The organism is Olivibacter sp. CPCC 100613 (genome assembly GCF_036959255.1).
Classification (GTDB): Bacteria; Bacteroidota; Bacteroidia; order Sphingobacteriales; family Sphingobacteriaceae; genus Olivibacter.
This window is the reverse complement of record NZ_JAWMTI010000001.1, coordinates 366,257-389,918: the sequence shown is the minus strand read 5'-3', so window position 1 is coordinate 389,918 and position 23,662 is coordinate 366,257. Positions and strand designations below refer to the sequence as shown.

22 protein-coding genes are annotated in these 23,662 nt (G+C 41.3%); 11 read left to right on the top strand and 11 right to left on the bottom strand.

What is annotated here, in order from left to right:
• The first annotated feature begins 22 nt into the window (after nt 1–22).
• On the top strand, nt 23–964 hold the full coding sequence (locus RYH73_RS01560; protein WP_335311493.1) for a helix-turn-helix domain-containing protein: 942 nt from the start codon (nt 23–25) through the stop codon (nt 962–964).
• A 44-nt stretch (nt 965–1,008) separates the two neighbouring features.
• Here the strand turns inward: RYH73_RS01560 and RYH73_RS01555 are convergent, their stop codons facing one another.
• The gene (locus RYH73_RS01555; protein WP_335311492.1) at nt 1,009–1,593 is read right to left on the bottom strand and encodes a Crp/Fnr family transcriptional regulator; all 585 of its coding nucleotides are present in this window, start codon (nt 1,591–1,593) and stop codon (nt 1,009–1,011) included.
• 159 nt (nt 1,594–1,752) lie between these two features.
• On the opposite strand from RYH73_RS01555, the gene RYH73_RS01550 reads away from it, so the two are divergent.
• The 8 genes from RYH73_RS01550 to RYH73_RS01515 all read left to right on the top strand — a co-directional run bounded on the left by RYH73_RS01550 (nt 1,753) and on the right by RYH73_RS01515 (nt 12,441).
• Entirely contained in the window at nt 1,753–2,667 is a 915-nt protein-coding gene (locus RYH73_RS01550; RefSeq protein WP_335311491.1) for a pirin family protein, read from the top strand.
• A 114-nt stretch (nt 2,668–2,781) separates the two neighbouring features.
• Nucleotides 2,782–3,807 carry an LLM class flavin-dependent oxidoreductase gene (locus tag RYH73_RS01545; RefSeq protein ID WP_335311490.1) on the top strand — a complete coding sequence of 342 codons (1,026 nt, stop codon included), beginning with the start codon at nt 2,782–2,784 and terminating at the stop codon, nt 3,805–3,807.
• A 203-nt stretch (nt 3,808–4,010) separates the two neighbouring features.
• Nucleotides 4,011–4,676, top strand: coding sequence for a hydrolase (locus tag RYH73_RS01540; RefSeq protein ID WP_335311489.1), 666 nt, complete (start codon nt 4,011–4,013; stop codon nt 4,674–4,676).
• Between the two features lie 233 nt (nt 4,677–4,909).
• Nucleotides 4,910–7,213, top strand: a complete 2,304-nt coding sequence (locus RYH73_RS01535) for a cation:proton antiporter (protein WP_335311488.1) — start codon at nt 4,910–4,912, stop codon at nt 7,211–7,213.
• A gap of 75 nt (nt 7,214–7,288) precedes the next feature.
• On the top strand, nt 7,289–7,867 hold the full coding sequence (locus RYH73_RS01530) for a Crp/Fnr family transcriptional regulator (RefSeq protein WP_335311487.1): 579 nt from the start codon (nt 7,289–7,291) through the stop codon (nt 7,865–7,867).
• 206 nt (nt 7,868–8,073) lie between these two features.
• A complete protein-coding gene (locus RYH73_RS01525) occupies nt 8,074–10,878 on the top strand; it encodes a bifunctional aconitate hydratase 2/2-methylisocitrate dehydratase (protein WP_335311486.1) in 2,805 nt (934 codons plus the stop codon).
• Nucleotides 10,879–11,049: 171 nt separating this feature from the next.
• On the top strand, nt 11,050–11,625 hold the full coding sequence (locus RYH73_RS01520) for a Crp/Fnr family transcriptional regulator (protein ID WP_335311485.1): 576 nt from the start codon (nt 11,050–11,052) through the stop codon (nt 11,623–11,625).
• Between the two features lie 117 nt (nt 11,626–11,742).
• Complete coding sequence (locus tag RYH73_RS01515) at nt 11,743–12,441, top strand: type 1 glutamine amidotransferase domain-containing protein (protein ID WP_335311484.1); 699 nt, start codon at nt 11,743–11,745, stop codon at nt 12,439–12,441.
• A gap of 160 nt (nt 12,442–12,601) precedes the next feature.
• Here RYH73_RS01515 and RYH73_RS01510 read toward each other — a convergent pair whose 3' ends face one another.
• The 3 genes from RYH73_RS01510 to RYH73_RS01500 all read right to left on the bottom strand — a co-directional run bounded on the left by RYH73_RS01510 (nt 12,602) and on the right by RYH73_RS01500 (nt 15,234).
• Nucleotides 12,602–13,225: a porin family protein gene (locus tag RYH73_RS01510; RefSeq protein WP_335311483.1), complete on the bottom strand. Its 624-nt coding sequence runs from the start codon at nt 13,223–13,225 to the stop codon at nt 12,602–12,604.
• Nucleotides 13,226–13,366: 141 nt separating this feature from the next.
• Complete coding sequence (locus RYH73_RS01505; protein WP_335311482.1) at nt 13,367–14,122, bottom strand: LytR/AlgR family response regulator transcription factor; 756 nt, start codon at nt 14,120–14,122, stop codon at nt 13,367–13,369.
• Nucleotides 14,119–15,234: a sensor histidine kinase gene (locus RYH73_RS01500; RefSeq protein ID WP_335311481.1), complete on the bottom strand. Its 1,116-nt coding sequence runs from the start codon at nt 15,232–15,234 to the stop codon at nt 14,119–14,121. The genes RYH73_RS01505 and RYH73_RS01500 overlap by 4 nt, the downstream gene beginning before the upstream one ends.
• Nucleotides 15,235–15,388: 154 nt before the next feature.
• On the opposite strand from RYH73_RS01500, the gene RYH73_RS01495 reads away from it, so the two are divergent.
• On the top strand, nt 15,389–16,921 hold the full coding sequence (locus tag RYH73_RS01495) for a M20/M25/M40 family metallo-hydrolase (RefSeq protein WP_335311480.1): 1,533 nt from the start codon (nt 15,389–15,391) through the stop codon (nt 16,919–16,921).
• Between the two features lie 46 nt (nt 16,922–16,967).
• Here the strand turns inward: RYH73_RS01495 and RYH73_RS01490 are convergent, their stop codons facing one another.
• The 3 genes from RYH73_RS01490 to RYH73_RS01480 all read right to left on the bottom strand — a co-directional run bounded on the left by RYH73_RS01490 (nt 16,968) and on the right by RYH73_RS01480 (nt 19,071).
• Nucleotides 16,968–17,516, bottom strand: a complete 549-nt coding sequence (locus RYH73_RS01490; protein ID WP_335311479.1) for an AAA family ATPase — start codon at nt 17,514–17,516, stop codon at nt 16,968–16,970.
• 136 nt (nt 17,517–17,652) lie between these two features.
• On the bottom strand, nt 17,653–18,090 hold the full coding sequence (locus tag RYH73_RS01485) for a nucleoside deaminase (RefSeq protein ID WP_335311478.1): 438 nt from the start codon (nt 18,088–18,090) through the stop codon (nt 17,653–17,655).
• 189 nt (nt 18,091–18,279) lie between these two features.
• On the bottom strand, nt 18,280–19,071 hold the full coding sequence (locus RYH73_RS01480; RefSeq protein ID WP_335311477.1) for an alpha/beta hydrolase: 792 nt from the start codon (nt 19,069–19,071) through the stop codon (nt 18,280–18,282).
• Between the two features lie 104 nt (nt 19,072–19,175).
• Between RYH73_RS01480 and RYH73_RS01475 the strand changes: the two genes are divergently transcribed.
• Nucleotides 19,176–19,562, top strand: a complete 387-nt coding sequence (locus RYH73_RS01475) for a winged helix-turn-helix transcriptional regulator (RefSeq protein WP_335311476.1) — start codon at nt 19,176–19,178, stop codon at nt 19,560–19,562.
• Nucleotides 19,563–19,576: 14 nt separating this feature from the next.
• Here RYH73_RS01475 and RYH73_RS01470 read toward each other — a convergent pair whose 3' ends face one another.
• The 4 genes from RYH73_RS01470 to RYH73_RS01455 form a co-directional block, all read right to left on the bottom strand.
• Nucleotides 19,577–20,179: a DoxX family membrane protein gene (locus tag RYH73_RS01470; protein ID WP_335311475.1), complete on the bottom strand. Its 603-nt coding sequence runs from the start codon at nt 20,177–20,179 to the stop codon at nt 19,577–19,579.
• 258 nt (nt 20,180–20,437) lie between these two features.
• A complete protein-coding gene (locus RYH73_RS01465; protein ID WP_335311474.1) occupies nt 20,438–20,926 on the bottom strand; it encodes a hypothetical protein in 489 nt (162 codons plus the stop codon).
• Nucleotides 20,927–21,045: 119 nt separating this feature from the next.
• Nucleotides 21,046–22,965: a protein-disulfide reductase DsbD family protein gene (locus RYH73_RS01460; RefSeq protein WP_335311473.1), complete on the bottom strand. Its 1,920-nt coding sequence runs from the start codon at nt 22,963–22,965 to the stop codon at nt 21,046–21,048.
• Nucleotides 22,966–23,128: 163 nt separating this feature from the next.
• Entirely contained in the window at nt 23,129–23,533 is a 405-nt protein-coding gene (locus RYH73_RS01455) for a hypothetical protein (protein ID WP_335311472.1), read from the bottom strand.
• Between the last annotated feature and the right edge of the window lie 129 nt (nt 23,534–23,662).

Here is a 23,662-nt window from a genome sequence, read left to right as displayed (position 1 = left end):
GGTTATTGATAACTAACCGGTTATGGCTATATTAGCTGTTAGCATGAAAAAGGAAGAGAAAAGCTTGCATCAATTTGAATCACTTTCGGATGCACATCGAGTGTTTGGATTGCCCCAACCCCGGCACCCGCTCATTAGTCTTATCAATGGCGCGCACACCCAGATAGAACTATTTAAAATTCCGCAACGTCATGTCTTGGGTTTTTACAAAATCTCATATAAGCCAAAGCTGAGCGGAAAGCTGAAGTACGGTCAAGGTTACTACGATTTTGATGAAGGAGGCCTGTTATTCGCTTCCCCTGGGCAAGTTATAGGCGGCAACGATGATGAGGGCGCTGTATGTTCAGAATACACCTTGTTGATTCATCCCGATTTCTTTCTAGGATATCCCTTAACAAAAAAAATCCGGCAGTATGGTTTTTTTTCCTATGCTACCAACGAAACACTCCATTTATCGGAAGAAGAGAAGGCAATCATCATGTCCATTTTCCGTAATATCGAAACAGAGCTCAATAACCGGATTGACGACTTCAGCCAGGATGTCATGATCTCTCAGATCGAGTTGTTGCTTAATTATGCCAATCGCTTTTACAAGCGGCAATTTATCACGCGTAAAGGAGTCAGCAATGAATTGTTGCAAAAGTTGGAGGAGCTGTTAAATCATTACTTTGATCAAGAAATGCCGTCGAGCCAGGGTACACCTACAGTCGGCTACCTGGCCGAAAAACTCCATCTCTCACCTAGTTATTTGAGTGATATGTTGCGTTCCCTAACAGGACAGAACGCGCAACAACATATTCATGCAAAAGTAATTGAAAAAGCGAAAGAAAAGCTTTCCACCACCAACCTATCTGTCAGTGAAGTAGCCTATGCATTGGGCTTTGAACATTCACAGTCATTCAGCAAGCTTTTTAAAACCAAAACCAAGCTATCACCGCAAGCGTTCCGTAAATCTTTTAATTAAACGGTTAATCTAACTCGGGTTAGGGAAAAAGCGATTGCAAAAAGTTACCGCTGCAAAGTCTGCCGGCGAATACGGCTCAATGTCTCTTTGGTAATACCCAGATAGGAAGCAATGATATGCTGGGGAAATCTTTGCAGAAAATCAGGATGACAGCTAACAAAATCATTATATCGTCCTTCGGCGGTAGAACTGATCGAAGAGGTAATCCGCTTTTGGTTTGCAATATTATTTCGATCGTCCAAGACCCTTAACACTTCACCGAAAGCAGGAAGTTCTTGCAGCAGTCTGGCAGTGTCTTCCCTTGTAACAATCAGTAGCTCACTGTTTTCCCAGGCATCAATATAATAGTTACTTGGTGAGCGCATTACCCAGCTTTCACGGTCGCCTACCCACCAATTTTCCAGTCCAAGATGAACGATATGTTCTACGCCCTTGTCATCAATCATGTACTGCCGCATGGCCCCCTTAATAATAAACCCATAATGTTTGCATATCTCTCCCTCGTTCAAAAAAAAATGTCGTTTTCTTATTTTAAAGGGAGTAAATACACTTTTGATCAATTCACGGTCACTTTCGGAAATCGGCGCAGCTAGGTGTCTGTTAAGGTATTTGAATAATATTTCATGCATAGCGCGGTAGATAACAGCTAAATTGCTGCATAAAGGTAAAAAATTAACAGGTGCATCCGAAAATAGATTGTTATCATTTATCAACAAATTTTCTTATCATATGTTATTTTCTGTAGTTGTTAATGTCCTTAACTTTACTCATCGTTATTTAAAATTATTATGCTTGATATCATTATAGAATCCAGACAGGCAGAAATTGCACCTGGCTTTGCCGTTAAACGTATATTGCCTTACCAGCTTCGCCGAATGGTTGGTCCATTCATTTTTATGGATCACGGTGGCCCGGTGAATATCCCGGCATCGGCCGAGAATAACCTGGATGTATTACCGCACCCCCATATTGGGCTATCCACGGTTAGTTATCTGTTCAGTGGGCATGTAACCCATCGAGATAGTCTTGGTGTAGAGCAGGTGATAAAACCCGGGGAGGTGAACTGGATGACGGCCGGAAAAGGTATTGCCCATAGTGAGCGCTTCGAAGATCCCGCCATGTTGAACGGAGGCGAATTGGAAATGATCCAGACCTGGGTAGCGCTTCCCGAAAAGGATGAAGAAAGCGATCCGGCCTTTCATAATTATAAAGCGGAGCAGTTGCCTATTTTTACGGATAAAGGTGTTTGGATGCGTTTGATAGCTGGAGAGGCCTATGGTTTGAAAAGTAAGGTCAGCACGCATTCGCCCTTATTCTATGTACATGTTGTATTAGAGCCGGGTGTTCATTTTGGTTTGCCTCTTGGGCATAGTGAAAGAGGGGCATATATCGTTCGGGGCAGCGTCGAAGTAAATGGGGTAATCTATACTGCAGGAAAGCTCATGGTGTTCACCAAGGGGGTAGATCCAATCATTACGGCCAAAGAACAAAGTACCTTAATGATGCTTGGCGGAGAACACCTAGGAGATCGGTACATCTGGTGGAATTTTGTTTCCAGTAGAAAAGAGCGGATTGAACAGGCCAAAGAAGACTGGAAACAAGGGCGTATTGATTTGCCTCCCATGGATAATGAAGAATATGTGCCCTTGCCTGAAAGTAAAGGCAAACCAGCAGGAGGCCCTCCCCCCAATGCACTTTCTTGACCCCATATCAAATCGAAACCATAATAGAAGATACACGAAGCTCTTCATCAACGGCCAAGATGATCGGTTAAAACCTGACCATCAAGTAGAAGAATATATAAAAATAGGAAATAAATGGAAATAGGAATTGATAGCTTCGCGTCGGCTATGTATGGCAGCAAGACGCTCAGCAGCGTCGACGCTATGGAGCAGCTATTGGAACGGATCGTTCAAGCCGATCAAGTAGGACTGGATGTTTTCGGTATCGGCGAACACCATAAAAAGGAATTTCTCGACTCCGTCCCGGCGGTGATTCTTGCCGCCGCTGCGGCACGCACAAAAAATATACGTTTGACCAGTGCGGTTACCGTACTGAGCACTTCAGATCCGGTTCGGGTTTACCAAAGCTTTGCCACCTTAGATCTGATATCCAAAGGGCGGGCAGAACTTGTTGTTGGCCGAGGATCCGCCATTGAAGCATATCCATTATTTGGATTTGATTTGAATGACTACGATGCTCTGTTCAAAGAAAAATTGGAGCTCTTATTAAAGATCCGTGAACAAGAATTTGTCACTTGGTCCGGAAAGTTTCGGGCAGCCTTGAAAAATCAACCGGTTTATCCTCGGTCAACTCAAGAAACACTTCCCGTGTGGCTTGGTGTTGGAGGTACGCCGGAATCGTTTGTCAGGGCAGGTACTTTGGGGCTTCCGCTCATGGTTGCCATCATAGGTGGTGAAACAGCACGTTTTCGTCCTTTGATCGATCTTTATCGGGAGGCAGGACGTCGGGCGGGCTTCGCACCTGAACAGTTAAAAGTTGGTTTACATTCACCGGGCTATGTGGCTGCAAGCAATGAGGAAGCGATTGCAGACTATTATCCGGGTTATGCCGAACTGTGGACCAAAGCGGGCAAAGAACGCGGGTGGCCTCCTGTAACCAGAGCAGGGTTTGATGCATTAATAGCTCCTAAGGGCGTACTTGTGGTAGGTAGCCCTGAACAGGTAGCAGAAAAATTAATCAGGCATAGCGAGGCATTGGGAGGTGTTGATCGCTTCACTTTTCAGATGGATAATGCAGGACTTAGCCATGCACAGCTTTTGCGTTCTATAGAACTAATTGGTACGAAGGTTATGCCACTCGTCAATAAAGGGAGCGACTAGTACTTTTTTTGATTGGTAGTTACCTTTTCAACACTTTCCAAAAAAGCCATTTCCATTATCGGAATGGCTTTTTTTTACACCTGGATTGGATACAATCTCCGATATGTTGACAAATATCAATGCCCTTTTTTATCATTTGTCATCGTCTTCAGTAACTGGTTGTATGCAATTTTGTGCTTATTAATCATTCAAAATTTAACGCAATGTCAAAGAAACCAAAAACAGGTCTTGAAGGCCTACTTCGTCCAGAAGACAGTATCTTGGTACTAATCGATCACCAACCGTATCAGTTCACGAACCTGAACAGTCATGAGCCTACGATGGTCATTAATAATGTGGTCGGTCTTGCGAAAGGAGCAAAGGTCTTCCATGTACCAACGATCCTGACCACCGTTATTGAAGACCGTGGGGGTTTTATTATTAAAGGTCTTCAAGACGTATTTCCTGATCAAAAACCTATTAACAGGACGTTTATTAATACCTGGGAAGATCCAAAGGTTACTGATATCGTTAAAGAAAGCGGTCGTAAGCAATTGATCATAGCAGGGTTGTGGACAGAAATCTGCGTTGCCATGCCTGCTATTCAGGCCGTAGGAGAAGATTATGATGTATTTGTTGTAACCGATGCCAGTGGTTCCACTTCTTTGGAAGCACATGATATGGCGGTGCGCCGTATGGTTCAGGCAGGTATCGTGCCCATCAATTGGATCGCTGTAATTTCAGAATGGCAACGAGATTGGGCCCGTACCGAAACAGCAGCCGAGTTGTCAAGTGTTCTATTTGATCATGGTGGCGCAAGTGGTGTTGCGTTGGCCTGGGAGCTACAATTATTGGCAACGCCTCCTCCGGTTGCTTCGAAAGGACATTAATCAAATCTTGATTTTTAAGCACAAGCTGAGCATACAAGAGCTAAACAACATGTTGCAGTGATCGACATGTTGTTTCGATCGAATGAATAAATAAAAATTAGACAATGGATAACACAGGAAAACTTAAGCCGGTTGTTATCCATGAATGCTACTGGAAACCTATTTTGCGTGGTTTTCCAGCGTATACATTTAAAAAATCAATAAAGTCTCAATAGCAAACAATAAAGATATAGATGGCTCATTTACCCGAATTGATACAAGATATGGCGTTGATCCTTTTGGTTGGTGCATTGGTAACCATTCTTTTTAAACGGATTAAGCAACCCTTGGTTTTAGGGTATATCATTGCGGGATTTCTGGTAGGGCCGCACTTCGATTATCTGCCTACTATTGTAGATAACGAAAACATAGACACCTTCGCGGAGATAGGTGTTATCATGCTATTGTTTAGCTTAGGGCTGGAATTCAGTTTTAAAAAACTGGTGAAAGTAGGTGGTTCGGCCTCCATCACGGCGGTTGTGGAAATTGCATTTGTCGGATTGGGCGGCTACCTTACCGGTTATTTACTGGGTTGGAATCAGATGGACAGTCTTTTTCTTGCCGGTATGCTGGCAAGTTCTTCCACTACCATTATCTTACGGGCCTTTGACGAGCTCGGCTTAAAATCTAAACAATTTGCCAAAGTAGTTTTTGGCGTGTTGGTGGTTGAAGATATCATTGTCATCCTACTGATGGTATTACTCTCTACCGTTGCCATCACTCAAACCTTCAACGGCTCAGCGATTTTTTTTACGATACTCAAACTCGGTTTCTTTTTGGTGTTGTGGTTTTTACTCGGGATTTATCTGCTACCGTTATTCATAACAAAAACAAAAAAATGGATGGACGAAGAAACAGTTCTTATTCTGGCCGTTGGGCTTTGTTTCGGCATGGTATTGCTGGCTACACAGGTAGGATTTTCTGCTGAATTGGGTGCTTTTGTCATGGGGTCCTTAATAGCCGAAACCGTACTGGCAGAAAAGATTGAACACCTTACACAACCGATCAAACAGTTTTTCGGCACCATATTCTTTGTTTCGGTGGGAATGATGATCGATCCACAAGCCATGTATACTTACGCTATCCCCATATTCTTCGTCACTTTATTAACAATAACGGGAAAGTTTTTTTTCAGTGCATTAGGCGCGCTGATTTCCGGCCAGCCCCTAAAACAAGCCGTACAGATAGGTTCCAGCATGGCCCAGATTGGCGAATTCGCTTTTATTGTTGCCGCATTGGGCCTGTCACTAGGTGTTATTTCAGAATTTCTGTTTCCAATTGCGGTAGGTGTATCGGCCATTACAACCTTTACCACACCCTATCTAATTCAATTCTCAGAACCGCTGTATGATATCATCGTAAAAATACTTCCTCGCCAGTGGGTGACACGTCTGGCTATCTATACGTCCGAAGCACAGAAAAACAAAGATAATCCCCTTTGGAAAAAAATGTTGCGGGAATATAACCGTATCCTGATCACCAATAGCATTATACTCGTGGCGATTACCTTACTATTCAAGTATACATTTATTCCATTTTTACATGCACAAATAGAAAGTGTCATTTGGAGAAACGTGCTATTAATCAGTTCTGCAACCCTGCTGGCATCACCTTTTCTATGGGCTATTCTGATCAAAAATGTTAAACTGAAAGATGATGAAGAACGTATTAAATCCTATCACCTGAATTATACGGTGACGGGTATTTCACTCCATGCCATCCGTTTCCTTCTGGGGGTATTCCTTATCGGTTTTTTTATTGATCAAATTACCACAACCAGCTATGCGCTGCTAATTGCCGTTCCGATCATTGTCATATTGCTTTGGTTTTTCTCAGACAAGGTTCAGCAAATCCACCAAAAAATAGAGCAACAGTTTATGTCGAACCTCACGGAAAGAGAGCGGATCGAATATATTCGAAACAAAGGAAGTATAGAATTGCAACACAAAAACGAGGAAGCAAAAAAGCATTTTGAGGAATGGAATGCCTATGTAACAGAACTTGAGGCCGGTACTATGATTTCTTTTGCCGGAAAAACTTTACACGAACTCAACTGGAAGGAACAATATGGGATCAATATCGTATACATACGCAGAAATGACCGGACCCTACATCTACCTAATGGAAAACAAAGGATATTGCCCTACGATAAAGTGGGGATATTGGGAACGGATGAGCAAATCTTCCGATTAAAACTTGTTTTTGATCAAACAGCCTACCATGTAGAAAACGAGGATGGTATTGACATCGATGCGATACAGCTTGTTAAAGCGCAGTTTACGGAAGCCAGTCCCTATGCTGGTAAAACGATCAAAGCCTCCGGTATCCGAAAGGACCTGCATAGTCACGTTGTTGGGATTGAAAGAACAGGAAATCGTATTCTCAACCCAAATTCATCAGAAACAATTTTTGCCAATGATATTGTATGGCTTGTGGGTGATACACGCAGAATAAAAGATTGCTTAAAAAATCATCCAGAAAGTTTTCTGGTACTGTAATTATTATCGCTCCCAAAATCTTTTTATAATGATTTTCAGTATTTAGAAGCGTACAAAACGCGACATTACTTACGCATGCATAAAAAACTTATCGCATTTATACAAGCATATTCCCTAACATCGCTTACCGACAAAGACATCACAGCAATTCACAAAGCATTTATTCCAAAAAAATTGCGCAAACGGCAATTTCTGTTGCAAGAAGGAGAGGTATGCAAATGTTATGGATTTATTATTAGCGGCGCCGTCAGACAATATACAATAGATGAACGAGGAGTAGAACATACGCTTAGTCTTGCCATAGAGAATTGGTGGGCGGGGGATCGAGACAGTTATTTTCGAGAGCAGCCATCTATCTATAACATTGATGCTTGTGAGGAGACCGATCTGCTGTTAATTTCCAGAGAAGGTTTAGATCGGTTACTTAGCATCCCTGCATTTGTTGAAATGCGAATTAAATTAGACGAGAACCACTCCATCGCTTCACAAAAACGTTTACTGTCTTACATTAGTATGAATGCCGAACAACGCTATGCAGACTTATTGAAGTCTCACCCGCAATTTATAGAACGTTTCCCTTCCCGTATTATCGCCTCGTATTTAGGTATTACGAAAGAAACCCTGAGTCGAGTTCGCCGCTATTCAAAAAGGTAGGAAGGAGGCCTGGTCGTTTGTCAGTGAGGTAACACCTTCGTCAAATAACAACAGCCTGCAGGAAATCCGGTATGGGTGTAATTTCTTTGTTTATCAAGGGAATATTGAGCAATTCCTAGCGGTATGGTTCATTATTTTTTAAATAAATTGCTTAGATTCGCGAGTTTGGATAATTTACCATTCCTTCTTGAATAAAAGATTAATTTATGAGCAGATATAATGAATATCTAGAGCAGATTGTTGAGAGAAAAGCACAAGGGCTTCATCCATTGCCAATTGATGGTGCTGAATTACTGTATGAAGTTATTGAACAAATCAAAGATGTAAATCATGAACACCGGGCAGATTCGCTCAACTTCTTTATTTATAATGTATTACCAGGAACCACAAGCGCGGCCCGTTTAAAGGCGAAGTTTTTGAAGGAAATTATTCTTGGTGAGTCTCAAGTAAAAGAAATTTCACCTGAATTTGCTTTTGAACAGTTATCTCATATGAAAGGAGGGCCTTCCATTGAGGTTTTATTGGATTTAGCCCTGGGCGAAGATCATGCAATTGCAAAAAACGCTGCAGAAATATTAAAAACACAAGTTTTTCTCTACGATGCCGATACGGACCGTTTGGAAAAAGCGTTCAAAAATGGCAATCCAATTGCCAAGGATATTCTTGAAAGTTATGCGCAAGCAGAGTTCTATACCAAATTACCGGACATACCTGAAGAAATTGAATTAGTAACTTTCGTTGCAGGTATCGGTGATATTTCTACAGACTTGCTTTCTCCGGGAAGCGATGCACACTCCAGATCAGATCGCGAGTTGCATGGCCAATGTATGTTTGAGCACAATAAAGAACAACAAAAAGAACTACAGGCGCTTAAAGAAAAGCATCCTGACAAAAGAGTCATGCTGGTTGCCGAAAAAGGTACCATGGGAGTTGGCTCTTCCAGAATGTCCGGTGTGAACAACGTGGCACTTTGGATTGGAAAACAAGCCAGTCCTTTTGTGCCCTTCGTTAACATTGCACCGGTAGTGGCCGGAACCAACGGTATTTCTCCAATATTTCTAACTACCGTTGGCGTAACCGGAGGTATTGGCTTAGACCTTAAAAACTGGGTTAAAAAGTTCGATGAAAACGGGAAACTGGTGGTAGATGCTGACGGGCAACCCGTTTTAGAACAAGCCTATTCGGTTGATACCGGTACGGTTCTTACCATTAATACAAAAACGAAGAAGCTATATAAAGATGGTCAGGAGATCATGGATGTAAGCTCGGCTTTCACACCTCAAAAAATCGAGTTCATGAAGGCCGGAGGTTCTTACTCGATCGAATTTGGTAAAAAGCTACAAACTTTTGCCGCCAATACCCTTGGCATTACTGCTCCATCGGTATTCGCGCCGTCCAAAGAAATTTCACATCAAGATCAAGGGCTTACCGCAGTAGAAAAAATATTCAATAAAAATGCAGTTGGTACTTCCGGTGCCACCTTACATGCAGGTTCCTATGTTCGCGTAAAGGTTAATATTGTCGGTTCTCAGGATACGACTGGCTTGATGACCGCCCAGGAGCTGGAGTCAATGGCGGCAACCGTGATTGCTCCAACAGTAGATGCGGGTTATCAATCGGGTTGTCATACGGCATCCGTTTGGGATAGTAAATCGCAGCAGAATATTCCTAGACTGATGCGATTTATGAATGACTTCGGCCTTATAACGGCTAGAGATCCCAAAGGCGTATACCATTCCATGACCGATGTCATCCATAAGGTCCTTAATGATATTACGGTAGATGATTGGGCCATTATTATTGGTGGCGATTCCCATACACGGATGTCTAAAGGGGTTGCTTTCGGCGCAGACTCCGGTACAGTAGCTCTTGCATTGGCTACGGGTGAGGCTTCTATGCCTATTCCTGAATCTGTAAAAGTGACCTTCAAAGGCAAAATGAAGGATCACCTGGATTTCCGCGATGTGGTACATGCTACCCAATTACAGATGTTAAAGGAATTTAAGGGGGAAAATGTATTTCAGGGAAGAGTTATCGAAGTGCATATTGGTACCCTGCTTTCTGATCAGGCATTCACGTTCACCGATTGGACAGCAGAAATGAAAGCCAAAGCGTCTATCTGTATTTCCCAACCGGATACGCTCATTGAATCATTAGAGATTGCCAAAGACAGAATCAAGATCATGATCGAAAAGGGCATGGACAATGAGAAGCAGGTACTTAATGGCCTTATCGATAAAGCTAATAAACGGATCGACGAAATCAAATCGGGGGAAAAACCACCGTTAACGCCTGATGAAAATGCTAAATATTATGCAGAATTTGTCGTTGACCTGGATATTATTGATGAGCCGATGATTGCTGACCCTGACGTAAATAACGTGGATGCCTCCAAGCGATATACGCACGATACGATTCGAGATCTTACCTATTATGGCGGCGACAAGCATGTCGACCTTGGTTTTGTTGGATCATGCATGGTCCATAAAGGCGACATCAAAATCGTATCCAAAATGTTGAAAAACTTGGAGGAACAATACGGAAAAGTCGAATTCCAGGCTCCTCTAGTGGTGGCAGCCCCTACTTATAATATTATTGATGAACTCAAAGAAGAGGGTGATTGGGATGTGTTGCAAAAGTATTCCGGCTTTGAATTCGACGATGCGGCTCCTAAGAGTACTGCTCGCACAAGTTATGAGAACATCCTGTACCTAGAGCGACCTGGATGTAATTTGTGTATGGGTAACCAGGAAAAGGCAGAGAAGGGCGATACCGTAATGGCAACCTCTACTCGTCTGTTTCAGGGGCGTGTGGTTAAAGATTCGGACCGTAAGAAAGGCGAGTCCTTATTGGCTTCTACACCGGTGGTTGTTCTTTCTGCTATTTTTGGAAGAACCCCTACTATCGAAGAATACAAAGCTGCGGTTAAAGGCATTAAACTAACTCAGTTTGCGCCACCCATCAAAAAAATGGCAACGAGTCCTTCCGCTGCTCATCAGATTTCATTTTAAATTTCCCTATATCCCATAGGATATAAACTGCTCCGCATCCATCATTCATTAAACGCCTAGGTGTTCAATGAATGATGGATGTTGCTTTGTCCCGCAAGCTGTTCAGCCAAGCGACCTATGAGTTAAATGTGTCGGGAATATCATTATCTTTAACAAGATAAATCTGTTCTTATGACGCCACGAGAAATTCTTAGGCAACATATCCAAAAAACTATTCTGCTCAGCGATGAACAGTTTAGTTATTTTTTTTCTTTCTTCAAGCCAATGTCTTTCAAGAAAGGACAACAACTTATCCGTGTGGGCGATGATGTTGACTGCGAATATTTTGTGTTAAGCGGCTGTCTGAAAACGTTTTTTGTGAATGACGATCAAAAAATGCATATCTTACAATTTGCCCTGCAAACTTGGTGGGCATCCGACTATAGAGCCTTGTACAATCATGAAAAAGCGTCGGTAAATATTGACTGCGTGACGGATACCGAAACGCTCTGTCTTCACGCTGAAGACAGGGAGAAGGTGTGTAAAGAAATTCGCGAAGTAGAAACCTTTTTAAGATGGCGTTCCAATAAAGGTTATATCAGTTTGCAAAAAAGAATTTTATCGCTATTAAATAACGATGCCCGTAGCCGATATGAGGAACTGATGCAGCAATATCCCGAACTGTACAACCTGGTTCCAAAACATCTGATTGCGGCATATCTCGGGGTTTCAAGGGAAACGCTCAGCAGACTTTATAATAGTAAATAAGGTGACCTACCTCACAAAAAATAGTCGCTGTACATAATGTGATCTACATCACCTAATGATGCTGTTTTTTATCCGCTATTTTGTACTATCATTTTATGACCATAAAAATTTAAAAAGATGGACAAAACAATTTTTAATGTATTGATTGTACTTACCTCGCATGATCAGCTGGGAGATACAGGCCAGAAAACAGGTTTTTGGGTGGAAGAGTTTGCCGCTCCTTATTACGTTTTGGCCGATGCCGGTGTCGAGATTACAATCGCTTCACCAAAAGGAGGACAACCTCCCATAGATCCTAAAAGCGCCCTGCCCGATTTTCAAACGGAAGCCACCAAGCGGTTTGATGCTGATAAGGCACTGCAGGAAAAGCTGGCACATAGCATCCCACTGAGCGATGTGAACGAAAAAGATTATGATGCGATATTTTATCCAGGCGGTCACGGCCCCCTTTGGGATTTAACGAATGATGTGCATTCCATTCAGCTGATCGAGTCGTTCTGGAAAGAAGGAAAACCGGTTGCAGCGGTGTGCCATGCGCCGGGCGTATTACGATTCGTAAAAGATGAAGCAGGGAATCCCCTGGTAAAAGGTAAAAAAGTTACCGGTTTTTCCAATACGGAAGAAGAAGCAGTTCAATTAACAGATGTTGTTCCCTACTTGGTAGAAGATGCGTTGAAAAACCTTGGCGGAAACTATAGTAAAACCGAGGACTGGAAGAGTTATTCGGTACAGGATGGAAATCTCATTACCGGACAAAACCCGGCCTCCTCAGAAAGGACAGCAGAAAAGTTGCTTGATTTACTAAGAAAAAACTAGAACGGACTAATCCCCTAAATCACCCCGCTGGGCTTGGCGTGATTTAGGGGATTTATTTTATCCATCTTCTCTATGTCTATAGCAAGCCGTATGGTTCCTCTATGCCGACGTTCGCTACCTGAATTCCCTAAGCAAGCTATTTTTAATAGCTTCTTAATTTTCAGAACTTATACACAAATCCGATAGCAGCGCCTTGGCTTTTCATAGAACCTCCCTGGGCTTTATGTAAGTCTGCAAGTCCAAACTGATAACTGGCATTTATCTGGAAATTTTTATCAAAGTCGTAACCAATGATACCGCCAACACCATAGTCAAAACGGTTCAAAGCAGCACCCCCGGTTTCAGCGTTCTTTTTGAACAGGTTTGTGCCATTGTACTTTGCGGTGATACCATAACCCACATAAGGCCCGGCTCCTATAAAAGCTTTTCCACTCCCTAAGGCCCCCTGAAGGATTCCATAAAGAGGGATCTCTACGCCAAACGATTTGAATTTAGCGGATGATTGATCTGTTTTAGCCTCCAGATTCGAGATCTTATAATGCACATCAATACCGGATTGCAGGGCAAAATTTGCCCCTAAGTCGTATTTGACAAAACCACCCACCGAACCGCCAATGTTCATTTTACTTTTAAAACCCTTCATATTCCCACCTAAGCGATGGTTAGATAAGTTCGGCCCGGCTTTGATGCCGAAAGACAGCGGTTTATCTTGTGCCAATAAGCGAGTAGATAAAATAAAGGCACCCATTACGAAAGCCACCAATGTTACTACGTTTTTTTTCATTGTTCTAAAATTTAATCTTGTTTTTAACTTTAGCACAAAAAAATGGAGAATACATGGAGACAAGAAGCGTTAAACGATGAGGCTTAGAATTTACAGTATGAAATACACCCTCATCGCAATGAAGTTTTTAGAAACTTAGCGTTATTCCATCACACCGTCCATCCATTTCAGAAAATCAGGGACGCGTATGCGACTTACCAGTACCTCATGGGGGCATTCCGGTGCAAAGGAAAGTTTCAGTCTGCTATTGAAATATTTAGCCACATTCTCAATGGCTTTTACATTCCCGATGCAATTACGCGAAACGCGAAAGAATAAACGCTTATCAAGCTGTTGTTCCAGTTGTTCGAGGGTATAGTTAATGATATATCGTTTATTGTGTAGCGTGTGAAGAAACACCACGCCTTCTTCACTATAAAAATGAGCTATATCTGCAGTTTCTATGTAATGATAGTTTTCTCCTTTTGAGATCAGGAAGCGATTTTTTGTTTTGAAAGATAATAGTTGCTCAAAATCTTTCGGGTCGGTTGCATGCGCTTGGCTATGATAGATATTTTCGAATTTAACTAGTGCCGTGGCTAACTCGTGTTCATCAAAAGGTTTCAGCAGGTAATCAATGCTGTTCAACTTAAACGCTTTAATCGCATGCTTGTCATAGGCGGTGGTAAATATAACCGGTGTGGAAACCTTTATATGATTGAATATCTCAAAACAGCTACCGTCAGCAAGACGGATATCCATCAGAATCAAATCAACGGTAGCTGCTTTCAGGAATCCAATGGTGTCGATGACGGTTTTCGTTTGTTTCTCTAATACGTAATCGGGACGCAGTTTCGTCATCATACGTTTCAGTTCTTCGTATGCAAACCGTTCATCTTCTACAATCAGGTACTTCATACTTGTATGTAAGGGATTTTTACAATAAATAGGTGCTCTGTATGCGTAACAATCACTTCCTTGTTGTACAATTTATATTGCTTCGTAAGGTATTTAAGTCCGATTCCGCCCTTATCGATATCGTTGGATGGCTGAATATTGTTTTCTACCATAATGTATTCGCTACTGATCGTAATTTTTATAGTTAAAGGCATTTCCTCTGTCGCCACATTATGCTTAAATACATTTTCTATTAATAATTGCAGTGTAAGCGGAATGATGTTGTTTTTTTCACCGGCATATTTTTTATCTACGGTAAACGTAAAGGCATTTTCAAACCTCATCTTCATCAGGAAAATATACGAATCCAATGTATCCAACTCTTCCGCAACAGAAATTAAGGGATGTCGGTTAAGGGAAAGCACATATCGGTAGGTCTTTGAAAGCGCTTTTGTGAACTTGTTGGCATTTTCGGGATTGATGTATATTAGGGAGGAGAGCACATTCAGTGAATTAAACAGAAAATGTGGATTAATCTGTGCGCGTAATGTTTCGTGCTGAAATAGCAACGCTTTACGTTTTGCTATTTCAGAATCAGCGATCGCCTTTTGTTCGGACTGGAAATAATAAATAAGTTCGAATACCAGCAGAATGGGAATATTGGCTGCCATCGCAAAGGCAAACTTTACCGAGAAAGAGGGGAGGCCCTCTTCAGGAATGAGAAACACATCGTAAATCAGGTAATTGAATAACCATAATAAAACCAAACATATGACGGTTAATCCCGTCAGGTCAGCCAGTATCCGAAGCAATATGTTTTTAGAATAGGGGAGGTATTTATTCAAGAATACCAATAGTCCGTAATCAGCAATACACATGGTAAAGATTACGACATAATGAGCGGATAATTGTATATGAAAATTGTTCCATAAATCTTCCTTCATTAAAATAATGCTGAAAAGCATTTGACACAACGCATAAATCAATGAGGAACAGAAAAAAATGAACATTTTCTTTATATTGATTCCTTTTGCCTTGCTCATTTTCAAAAGTAAAACTTCCATCCAAGATTTATGGTCAAATCCGTTACTTTTCTGATGAACTTCATTTTTTAAGGGATGAATTGTGTGCATCGGTGATTTCAGTGCATAGCAAAGAATGAAAAAATCATTCCGGGCTATTGCATTCTTTTTTATCCGTCACGAATTTAATTATATTTGATAAGGACGCATGTTGCGAGCGCTATTATGAATGAGCGTTAAAGAATTGAGAAAATTATAATCCATTATGAAAAAGGTATTTTTCGGCTTATTAACTGTGCTGCTCATTTTAATAGGCTTCATGCTAATTCGCACCATTACCTACCCTTTTAAGGAAGTACCGATCAGCAAATCTCAGGCTTTCACTATTCAAAAGGATGATTCTGTTATCTATCGCTTTTCCGGTGGAATAAAGATTCCGACAATTTCTACCGGTGAACTCGGCGACTTTGATTATACGAGTTTCGATGTGTTCAAAAAATACTTAATGCAAACCTATTCCTTGGTGTATCAGCGAACAGCTTATTATGAAGTAAATGGCTATGGACTGGTTTTCAAGTTGAAGGGAAGTAACCCTGCCTTGAAACCCATTTTATTTTTATCGCACATGGATGTTGTTCCTCCGGGAGATGCGCCTATTATCCATAAAGAAGGAGCCGTTTTTAATCCGCTGGATAAAGCTTTACCGGCTGTACAAAAAGTGGCCGAAAAATGGGACTATCCCCCTTTTTCCGGAGCTGTTGCCAACGGAAGGATATACGGGAGAGGAGCCTTGGACATGAAAGGGATGCTTTTTTCGTTGATGGAGTCTATGACCGGTTTGATTAAAGAAGGCTATACCCCACAGCGCGATATTTATTTGGCTTTTGGTTTTGATGAAGAAGTTGGCGGAAGAAAAGGTGCTGAAAAAATTGTGGCGGATTTTAAACAAAAAGGATTGGAGTTCGATGCTGTTTATGATGAAGGGGGCGTCATATTAGAAAAGGGGAGCATCGGCGGCATAGATGCCGATGTGGCCCTGATCGGCTGCGCTGAAAAAGGATTTCTATCAGCCAGGATAAAAGTTAAAGGCTTAGGCGGGCATTCATCCATGCCGCCACTAGAAAGTGCTATTGGTAAGGCTGCCATCATTATGCAGCGACTAGAAGACGACCAGATGAAACCAGCGATTACACCACTTATACAAGAATTTTTTGATAACGTTGGCGGAGCGATGTCCTTCAGTACACGGATGGCTATTGCCAATAAATGGTTATTGAAGCCCGTCTTCCTGTCGCAATTAACAAAAAACAATTCCACCAACGCATTGGTTCGCACCACCACAGCCTTAACGATGATGAAAGGAAGCGATGGCACAAACGTTCTTTCACCGGAAGTCTCCTTTGTTGTCAATTTCAGGCTGTTGCCCGGCAATTCTATTCAGGAGGTGAAGGAGCACATTGCAAAAGCGACAAAGGGTTTCGATGTAGAAGTCGAGGAAATTGATAATACAAGGGCAGCCTCTAATGTCTCCCCAACCAGTACAAAAGCCTACCAAATGATCGTGGCCGGTATCCGGCAAATCTTCCCTAATGTTCTAACCACACCTTACCTTACCGTTGGCGGAACAGATGCGTATAAGTACCAGATAGTCAGTGAAAATGTCTATCGATTTATACCTTTTAAAATTAATAGTGCCGAGCAACAAAGCATTCATAGTACCAATGAATACATTAGCATCGAAAACTATCAGAAGATGATCCATTACTTCACATACATCATGCGAAACTATGACAGTTGAAAATAGAAGCTACGGATGCATGCCTTTATTTAACTTTTTCATCGCATCAAGCAGTAAGTAAAGAAGATTTTTCTTCAATCGTCGCTTTTATGCTGAAAACACTTTGTTCAATTGATTGATTTGTTATATCAATGATATTTGATTCGTAGGGACCCAAGTTGTTAAACTGCTCCCACATTTTTTCTACCAACTCCGTATTGGCTTCTTCGTCCAGCTTGGGACGGCTGGTTGCCCGTTTCAAGGTTTCCTCTTTTGTTGCCCTTAAGACTATGTAATGGACTTCATAATTATCTTGTACGGCTTTTAACCAGGGTGCTAAGAACCAGGGGCCAACAATTCCATCAACGATTACATCGAAGCCACCCCGTGCAAAACGTTTTGCAGCCTCTAAAAAGGCTTCAATAACAATGAAGTTCTGCTCCTGCGATTCCGGTAAAAATGGTGCAATTGCCCCCTTGCGGATATAGTGATAGAAATCATCGGTGTGCATATGTACCGACTTTGATAAGGTAGATTCTTTGGCAACGATTGATGCTGTTGTACTTTTACCGGTCCCTGGCGAACCGGTAATTATAATGATTCGGCCTTGTTTCATTCCTGTTCTTTTTAATAAAAATGGAGGCTTTCTGTGCATCAAATATATTGATATCTTGACGACTTTGTTTGCATATAGGCCTTACTCTCTTAAATCAAGCACAAGAAACTATCTATACACGATAAACAGCTCGTTCTTATTCATGAAGCTCCCTGCATTCTGATTCACATACCCGAGGTATCAATTTGGGAATGCTTCCCCATTTTTTTATTGTCTTGTCCTGTAGAATATCGTAAGCAGAACTGTGTCCACCCGTTTCATCAATGGATATTCCCCAGACAATCCTACCGATCTTATGATGCCGGATAACATAGGCGCACATAATACAAGGTTCATGCGTAGTGTAAAGGGTATAATCCGAGAGATCGGTAACTCCATAATTGTGTATAATACGTCGTATTGCTTCTATTTCGGCATGATAGGTAATGTCATTATGATTCTTTACGGCCTCTATGCCTTCGGCAAGTATCTTATTATCCTTCACCAATATTGCGCCTACCGGACTTTCGCCATGTCCTTTGGCGGCTTTACCAAGTTCGATGCAGCGATGCATATACTTTTCGTGCGTTTTCATTTCGTTCAAATGCGATAATGTCCCCAACTAATTTGCGATGCACCCGAATATACGAACTTGGCACGAGTTTGCATCGCTAAGTCTTCCACAACCCTTCCCTTGGTCATTTTTGAAGACTGCTATAAGCTAATTACTAAAAAATAGCTTTTCTTCCGGTCGAAAAGGAGGTAAACTCTAGTTCAGGGCTAACTAATCGATCAACCCTACAAAAATATCCGTCAATTCGTTTGGGGCCGTAATCATCGCATCATGACCGGTGTGAAATGCGATGTGTTGCCAATCCAGGTTTTTGTCCGCCTGTACCTTATCACTCATTTCTTTCATAATCGGTAACTGCGGATTCGTACAAGCGATATACACGAGCGGTAAGCCATTTCCATACTGATGCTTCAGTTTCAATGGTTGAACAAATGTATTAAAAGGTTGAGGTGTCAATCTTTTCTTCACCGAAGCAGCTATAGTCGTATCGGTAACGCCAAATAAGGCCACATCAAAAGGCTCAAAATTTTCCTTCCGCTTGATATTTTTTAACTGTAATCGTTGCACACTATCCGGCTGTAGCGAAATAGGACTTTGTCCATTCTCGACAATCATGGCATCAAGAAAAATCAATTTCGACAATCGTTCCGGAATACGGTCGGCAACCCCCGCAATAACAGCGCCGGCATAACTATGTCCGACCAGGTAAACATCGTGCAAATCTTCCATCTCTATCAAGTGGACAATATCGTCAATATGTGTATCCAGATTTACCTTTCCGTTATCCAAATGTTTACGTTCACCAAGTCCGGTCAATGTAGGTGTGAAAACCTCATAGCCCTTCTGGGTGAGGTCTCGCTTTACATCTGACCAACACCATCCCCCATGCCAAGCACCATGGACAAGTACAAAAACAGGATCATTTTTGAGAGCTTTTGCCGTTGCAAAGGCATGGACACCTACCAATAATAGGAGCAATACTACGCTTTTAAACTTTTTCATTTTTAATAAATTTGTATGATTAAATGACGACTACAAAAGTATGGTGACGCATTACGCGACACAATAACTCATCCCAAAGTGAGTAAAGGATAAGACGACTACATATGGCAACACCCAGAAAAGAGCTATCAACCAATAGTGAAAATCGGCAGACATTAGCAGCGGCCTGCGACGTAAATGACGTCCTGGCTGGTATTTCATTGCGATGGAAAATGCAATTATTATACTGTATCAACGAGGGCGTGGCTCAGTTCACCACCTTAAAAAAAACCTTTCCCACACTTTCCGATCAGATCTTGGGCAAGAGGCTAAAAGAATTAAGAGCAGAGTCACTCATTACGGCCAGCGATATTCCGGAAACCACACCACCACAGATTCGTTATGCAACAACTGAAAAGGGCAGGGAACTCTTAGCCATCATTTTGGATTTACATCACTGGGGCTTGAAATGGAAAACTGTGGGCAATAGTTATTGTACGGTCAATGGCTAAAGGCGCATAATTTTTCAAAACAGGGCTTTAAGGCCATTCCAGAAAGATTGGGGGTGGCTTAGGGCAAAATATATCATTTTCAATACTGCGGGCGCAAGCTCCAAAGCCGGAATAAATAGAATAACAAGAAAATAAGAAATCTTCGTGTGATTCGCATAACGGAAGGGGTTTATATTCAAGACAGCGTTCCAGGCTGGCGCCAATTGATTTTTGTAATAAAACAATAAAAAACCTATATAACACAAATAAGCAGTTAATCTGAAAGCAAACGCAATTTTGAGACCATAGGGCATAATTGTCAGATCGATGACCAAAATGTTCAGCACAATAGGGGTAAGTAGCAGCGCTCCCAAGATCATTGTTCTGTTATACAATAACATGAGGGAGGCTATAATTTGAGAGATGCCTATGAATATTTTGAATGGTTGATGATCAAATAAATACCAGGCAATTTTAAATAGGCTCAGCTCCTTGATGGGTGTAGCTAGTTCTTCTTCAGTCAAATTGCCGAACTGTCCGCCGGACAATTTTCCGATTCCGTATGAAATAAAAATAAGCGCCAGTAAAATGCGTACCGATAAGATGGTAAGATCCAATAATTGTCTCTTTTTAATCATAAGTTTAAGGATTATAAGGTCATGTATGGTGTTTTGTACTATCTCTTTAGAAGATGCAATTTTTAGTAAGATTTCATAAATGGAGGAATAATAAATAAGCACTACATGCAGGATTTGAACTTTATTGTGCTTTTGATCAGAATGAAAAGGACATACAAATTAGCAATCCCATAAGCAGAAAATGCCCATATGGGCATTTAGCAAAGCAATAACGGAACGATCGTCCCGTTAATTGACTTTCTTGCAAATGGATCTAAATTACACCACTTTATTTATGCTCTTTTGCTTCCTGAATTGCAAAATAGAACCGATCACAAACAGTACAAAAAGGACGAGGAGGGTTTTTCCGATTAGTGGATCTTGCGGTCCATTGGCTAAAGGATGACCTACCGGAATACGGTTAAAAGTTTCATTAACTGTCGGAATCAGCGACAGAAAAAAGCTGAACGTAAGGAAAAAGTTTTCAATAAAACGCGATCGATTGTTTCCCTTTTTTTTTGCGTAAAGATAGTAAGCCACCGAAATTAATATAACAATTAGCAAGGCCAGAATATGCCCCGGATTCAAACCCTTAACACTGGACAGTCCTAAAGCGGTTAATGAAGTAACTAAGGTACCATAAAAATAGATCTTGCCACTCAATTGGCTTAAATCTATTTTACCCCTTCTTATTAAAGATACAATGGCTGCAATAATAGCAGCAACACCTATAACAGTATGAAAAATACCTAAATGTGATAGTCCCATGAGTTTAGTTTTAAAATTTAACAATTATTGATAGTGCAAAATTACACCGCCCGAAACAGGATGAATTTGTAAATCAGTCCAATTATTTGGTGATTTGGTTCAGAACGCTTTGCTTGCATTTATTTGAATTTTTCCATGCCCTCCTGTAGAAATGCGGCGTACGTTTTTGCATTGGGTTCATAGGCTACGGGTTCATGAAGTATTGCTCCCTTCGTATCGACAGCAACATAAAACGGCTGCGAATTGGTGCGAAATTTAGTCGTTTGGAAATCACTCCATTTATTACCAATAGTTTTTATCTTCTTCCCTGTAGTTTCGGAAGCATATTGCTCGTCTTCCGGCAGTGGTGTTGTATCATCTACATAAAGTGAAATCAACACATAGTCATTGTTTAATTTTTCCCAAACCATTGGGTCGCTCCATACATTGTCTTCCATCTTGCGGCAATTAACACAGCTCCACCCGGTGAAATCAAGTAAAATGGGTTTGTTCATTTCTTTCGCATAAGCTACTCCTTCTTCATAATCGTGAAAGCAATTCAGGTTTTGCGGGCAGGGTTGCGTATGCTTTTTTGTAGGGACAGCATTTGCACTGATACTTGTATTGGCCGTCGGGGTATTTTGATTCCATTCCTTATAAAATGAAGGAGGTAAAAAGCCACTTGCCAATTTCACGGGTGCTCCCCACAGTCCAGGAATGAGGTACACCACAAAACTGAAGATCGCAACAGAAGATATAAATCCACTTATCGATGTTTTTGATTTCGACTCCCCATCTTCAAAAGATAATTTGCCAAGCATGTAAAAACCGAACGAGGTGAAAATCACAATCCAGACCGCTATAAAAACCTCTCTTTTTAAGAAGCCCAATTGATACACCAAATCAAATGTGGATAGAAATTTCATGGCTAAAGCCAATTCCAGGAATCCCAATATCACTTTTACTTTACCCAACCAACTGCCTGATTTTGGTAACTTTTTCAGCATGCTCGGGAATGCAGCAAAGAGCATAAACGGAATAGACAAGGCAAGTGCAAAACCGAACATTCCGGCTGCAGGCCCCGCTATGCTTCCATTAATTGCTGCTTCTACCAATAAACTTCCTATAATAGGTCCGGTGCAGGAAAACGAAACCAACGCCAGTGTAAACGCCATGAAGAATATTCCGATAAATCCACCTCTATCAGCCATTTTGTCTGATTTATTCAACCAGCTACTAGGTAGGGTTATTTCAAATGCACCTAAGAATGAAAGGGCAAATGCCATGAATATCAAAAAGAAAATTAGATTCACAATCCCATTGCTCGCCAACGCATTCAGAGCATCGGGGCCTAGCGTAAGTGTAATGGTTAATCCCAATGCGACATAAATAACAACGATAGATACAGCATATAGAATAGCTTTTTTTAAACCACCGTTTTTGGTAAAGTAGCTTACCGTAAGCGGGATCATAGAAAATACACAAGGTGTAAGCAAGGCCAAAAATCCACCCAATAGCCCACCTAAAAAAATCCATCCGATATTGGTTTCTTTTACAGAAAGAGCCGTTTGATCTGCCAGGGTAAGCACATGTTGAGGTTTGTATACTAAGGCTACTTCTTCCGTTTCCGGTGGTAGGCACATGGTACTGCTGCAAGACATATACGTTATGGCAACTTTAATAGCGAGACTATCATTCGTTTTGGGAATTATTTTCTGGATGAAATTAACTTCATGCTCAAAGTAATACAGTGTTTGGTTGCTATATGCTTCTTCGACTCTGCTGCGTGGTTTCGGCTCAATTACTTTACCTACTACCGTATATTGTTCCGATTGCTCAAAATCAAAAACTGTCGGCAGCGGTCCGTTCTGAATGGCATTGAACTGACTGTTGATATGCCATCCTTCTTTTATAGTTGCTCTAAGGTTTACCAATAAGGTATCGCCTTTTCCTTGCCGGATACTTGTTTTCCATCCCACCGGATTTTCTTGTAGCTGCGCATAATTTTTGGTAACAACAAGACATACAAGCAATATTGAAAAAAAGATTGTTCTTTTCATAACTGACATATTCTGATTATTTAATTGTTACTATTTAGAGGAATGAACAGTATGGAATTGTTTCATTTTTCACCATAAGACTTATTACCTACCTAATTCCTCCATAAAAGCATGGAAGGCAGCCTCGTTTCAGGCTGCCTTTCCAAGAGGAGTATTAACAGAATTATCTGTCTTTTTTGAGCATAGCCATTGCCCTGCCAATATCTTCAGAAGACAGAGACATGAGTAATTGATTGATTGGTTTTTTGGTTTTGGCGTCAAATAAGCACACGATGCCTGTTGCCTGATAAGGTTCCATTAATTTCGTAAGCCCGAGCTGATTAATTGCTACCGCCGATTTTTTCGCAGTTTCGGCATTAGAGAGGTCGTTAACCACAAACCGATAGGCTCCATCCTTGTTGTTTTCCTTAAAGGCGGCCATTGCTCTTTCTTCGTTTGCCTTACATACACTGCACCAATTGGCTTTGTTTATGACTGCGATAATTTTGGGAGCGCTTTGCGCAAAGGCATTGACTGAAAACAGAATAGTAAAAATGCTTACTGTCATCGCTAATTTTAAATTTTTCATTGTCTGATAAAATAATTCGTTACGTCACTATTGACAATGCAAAATTGCAATTCAAGGAAGGAAAGCATTTTGTGAATCAGTCCAATAATCTGTCTATTTGGGCCAGAAGGAAGCGGACTAAAACTTCGC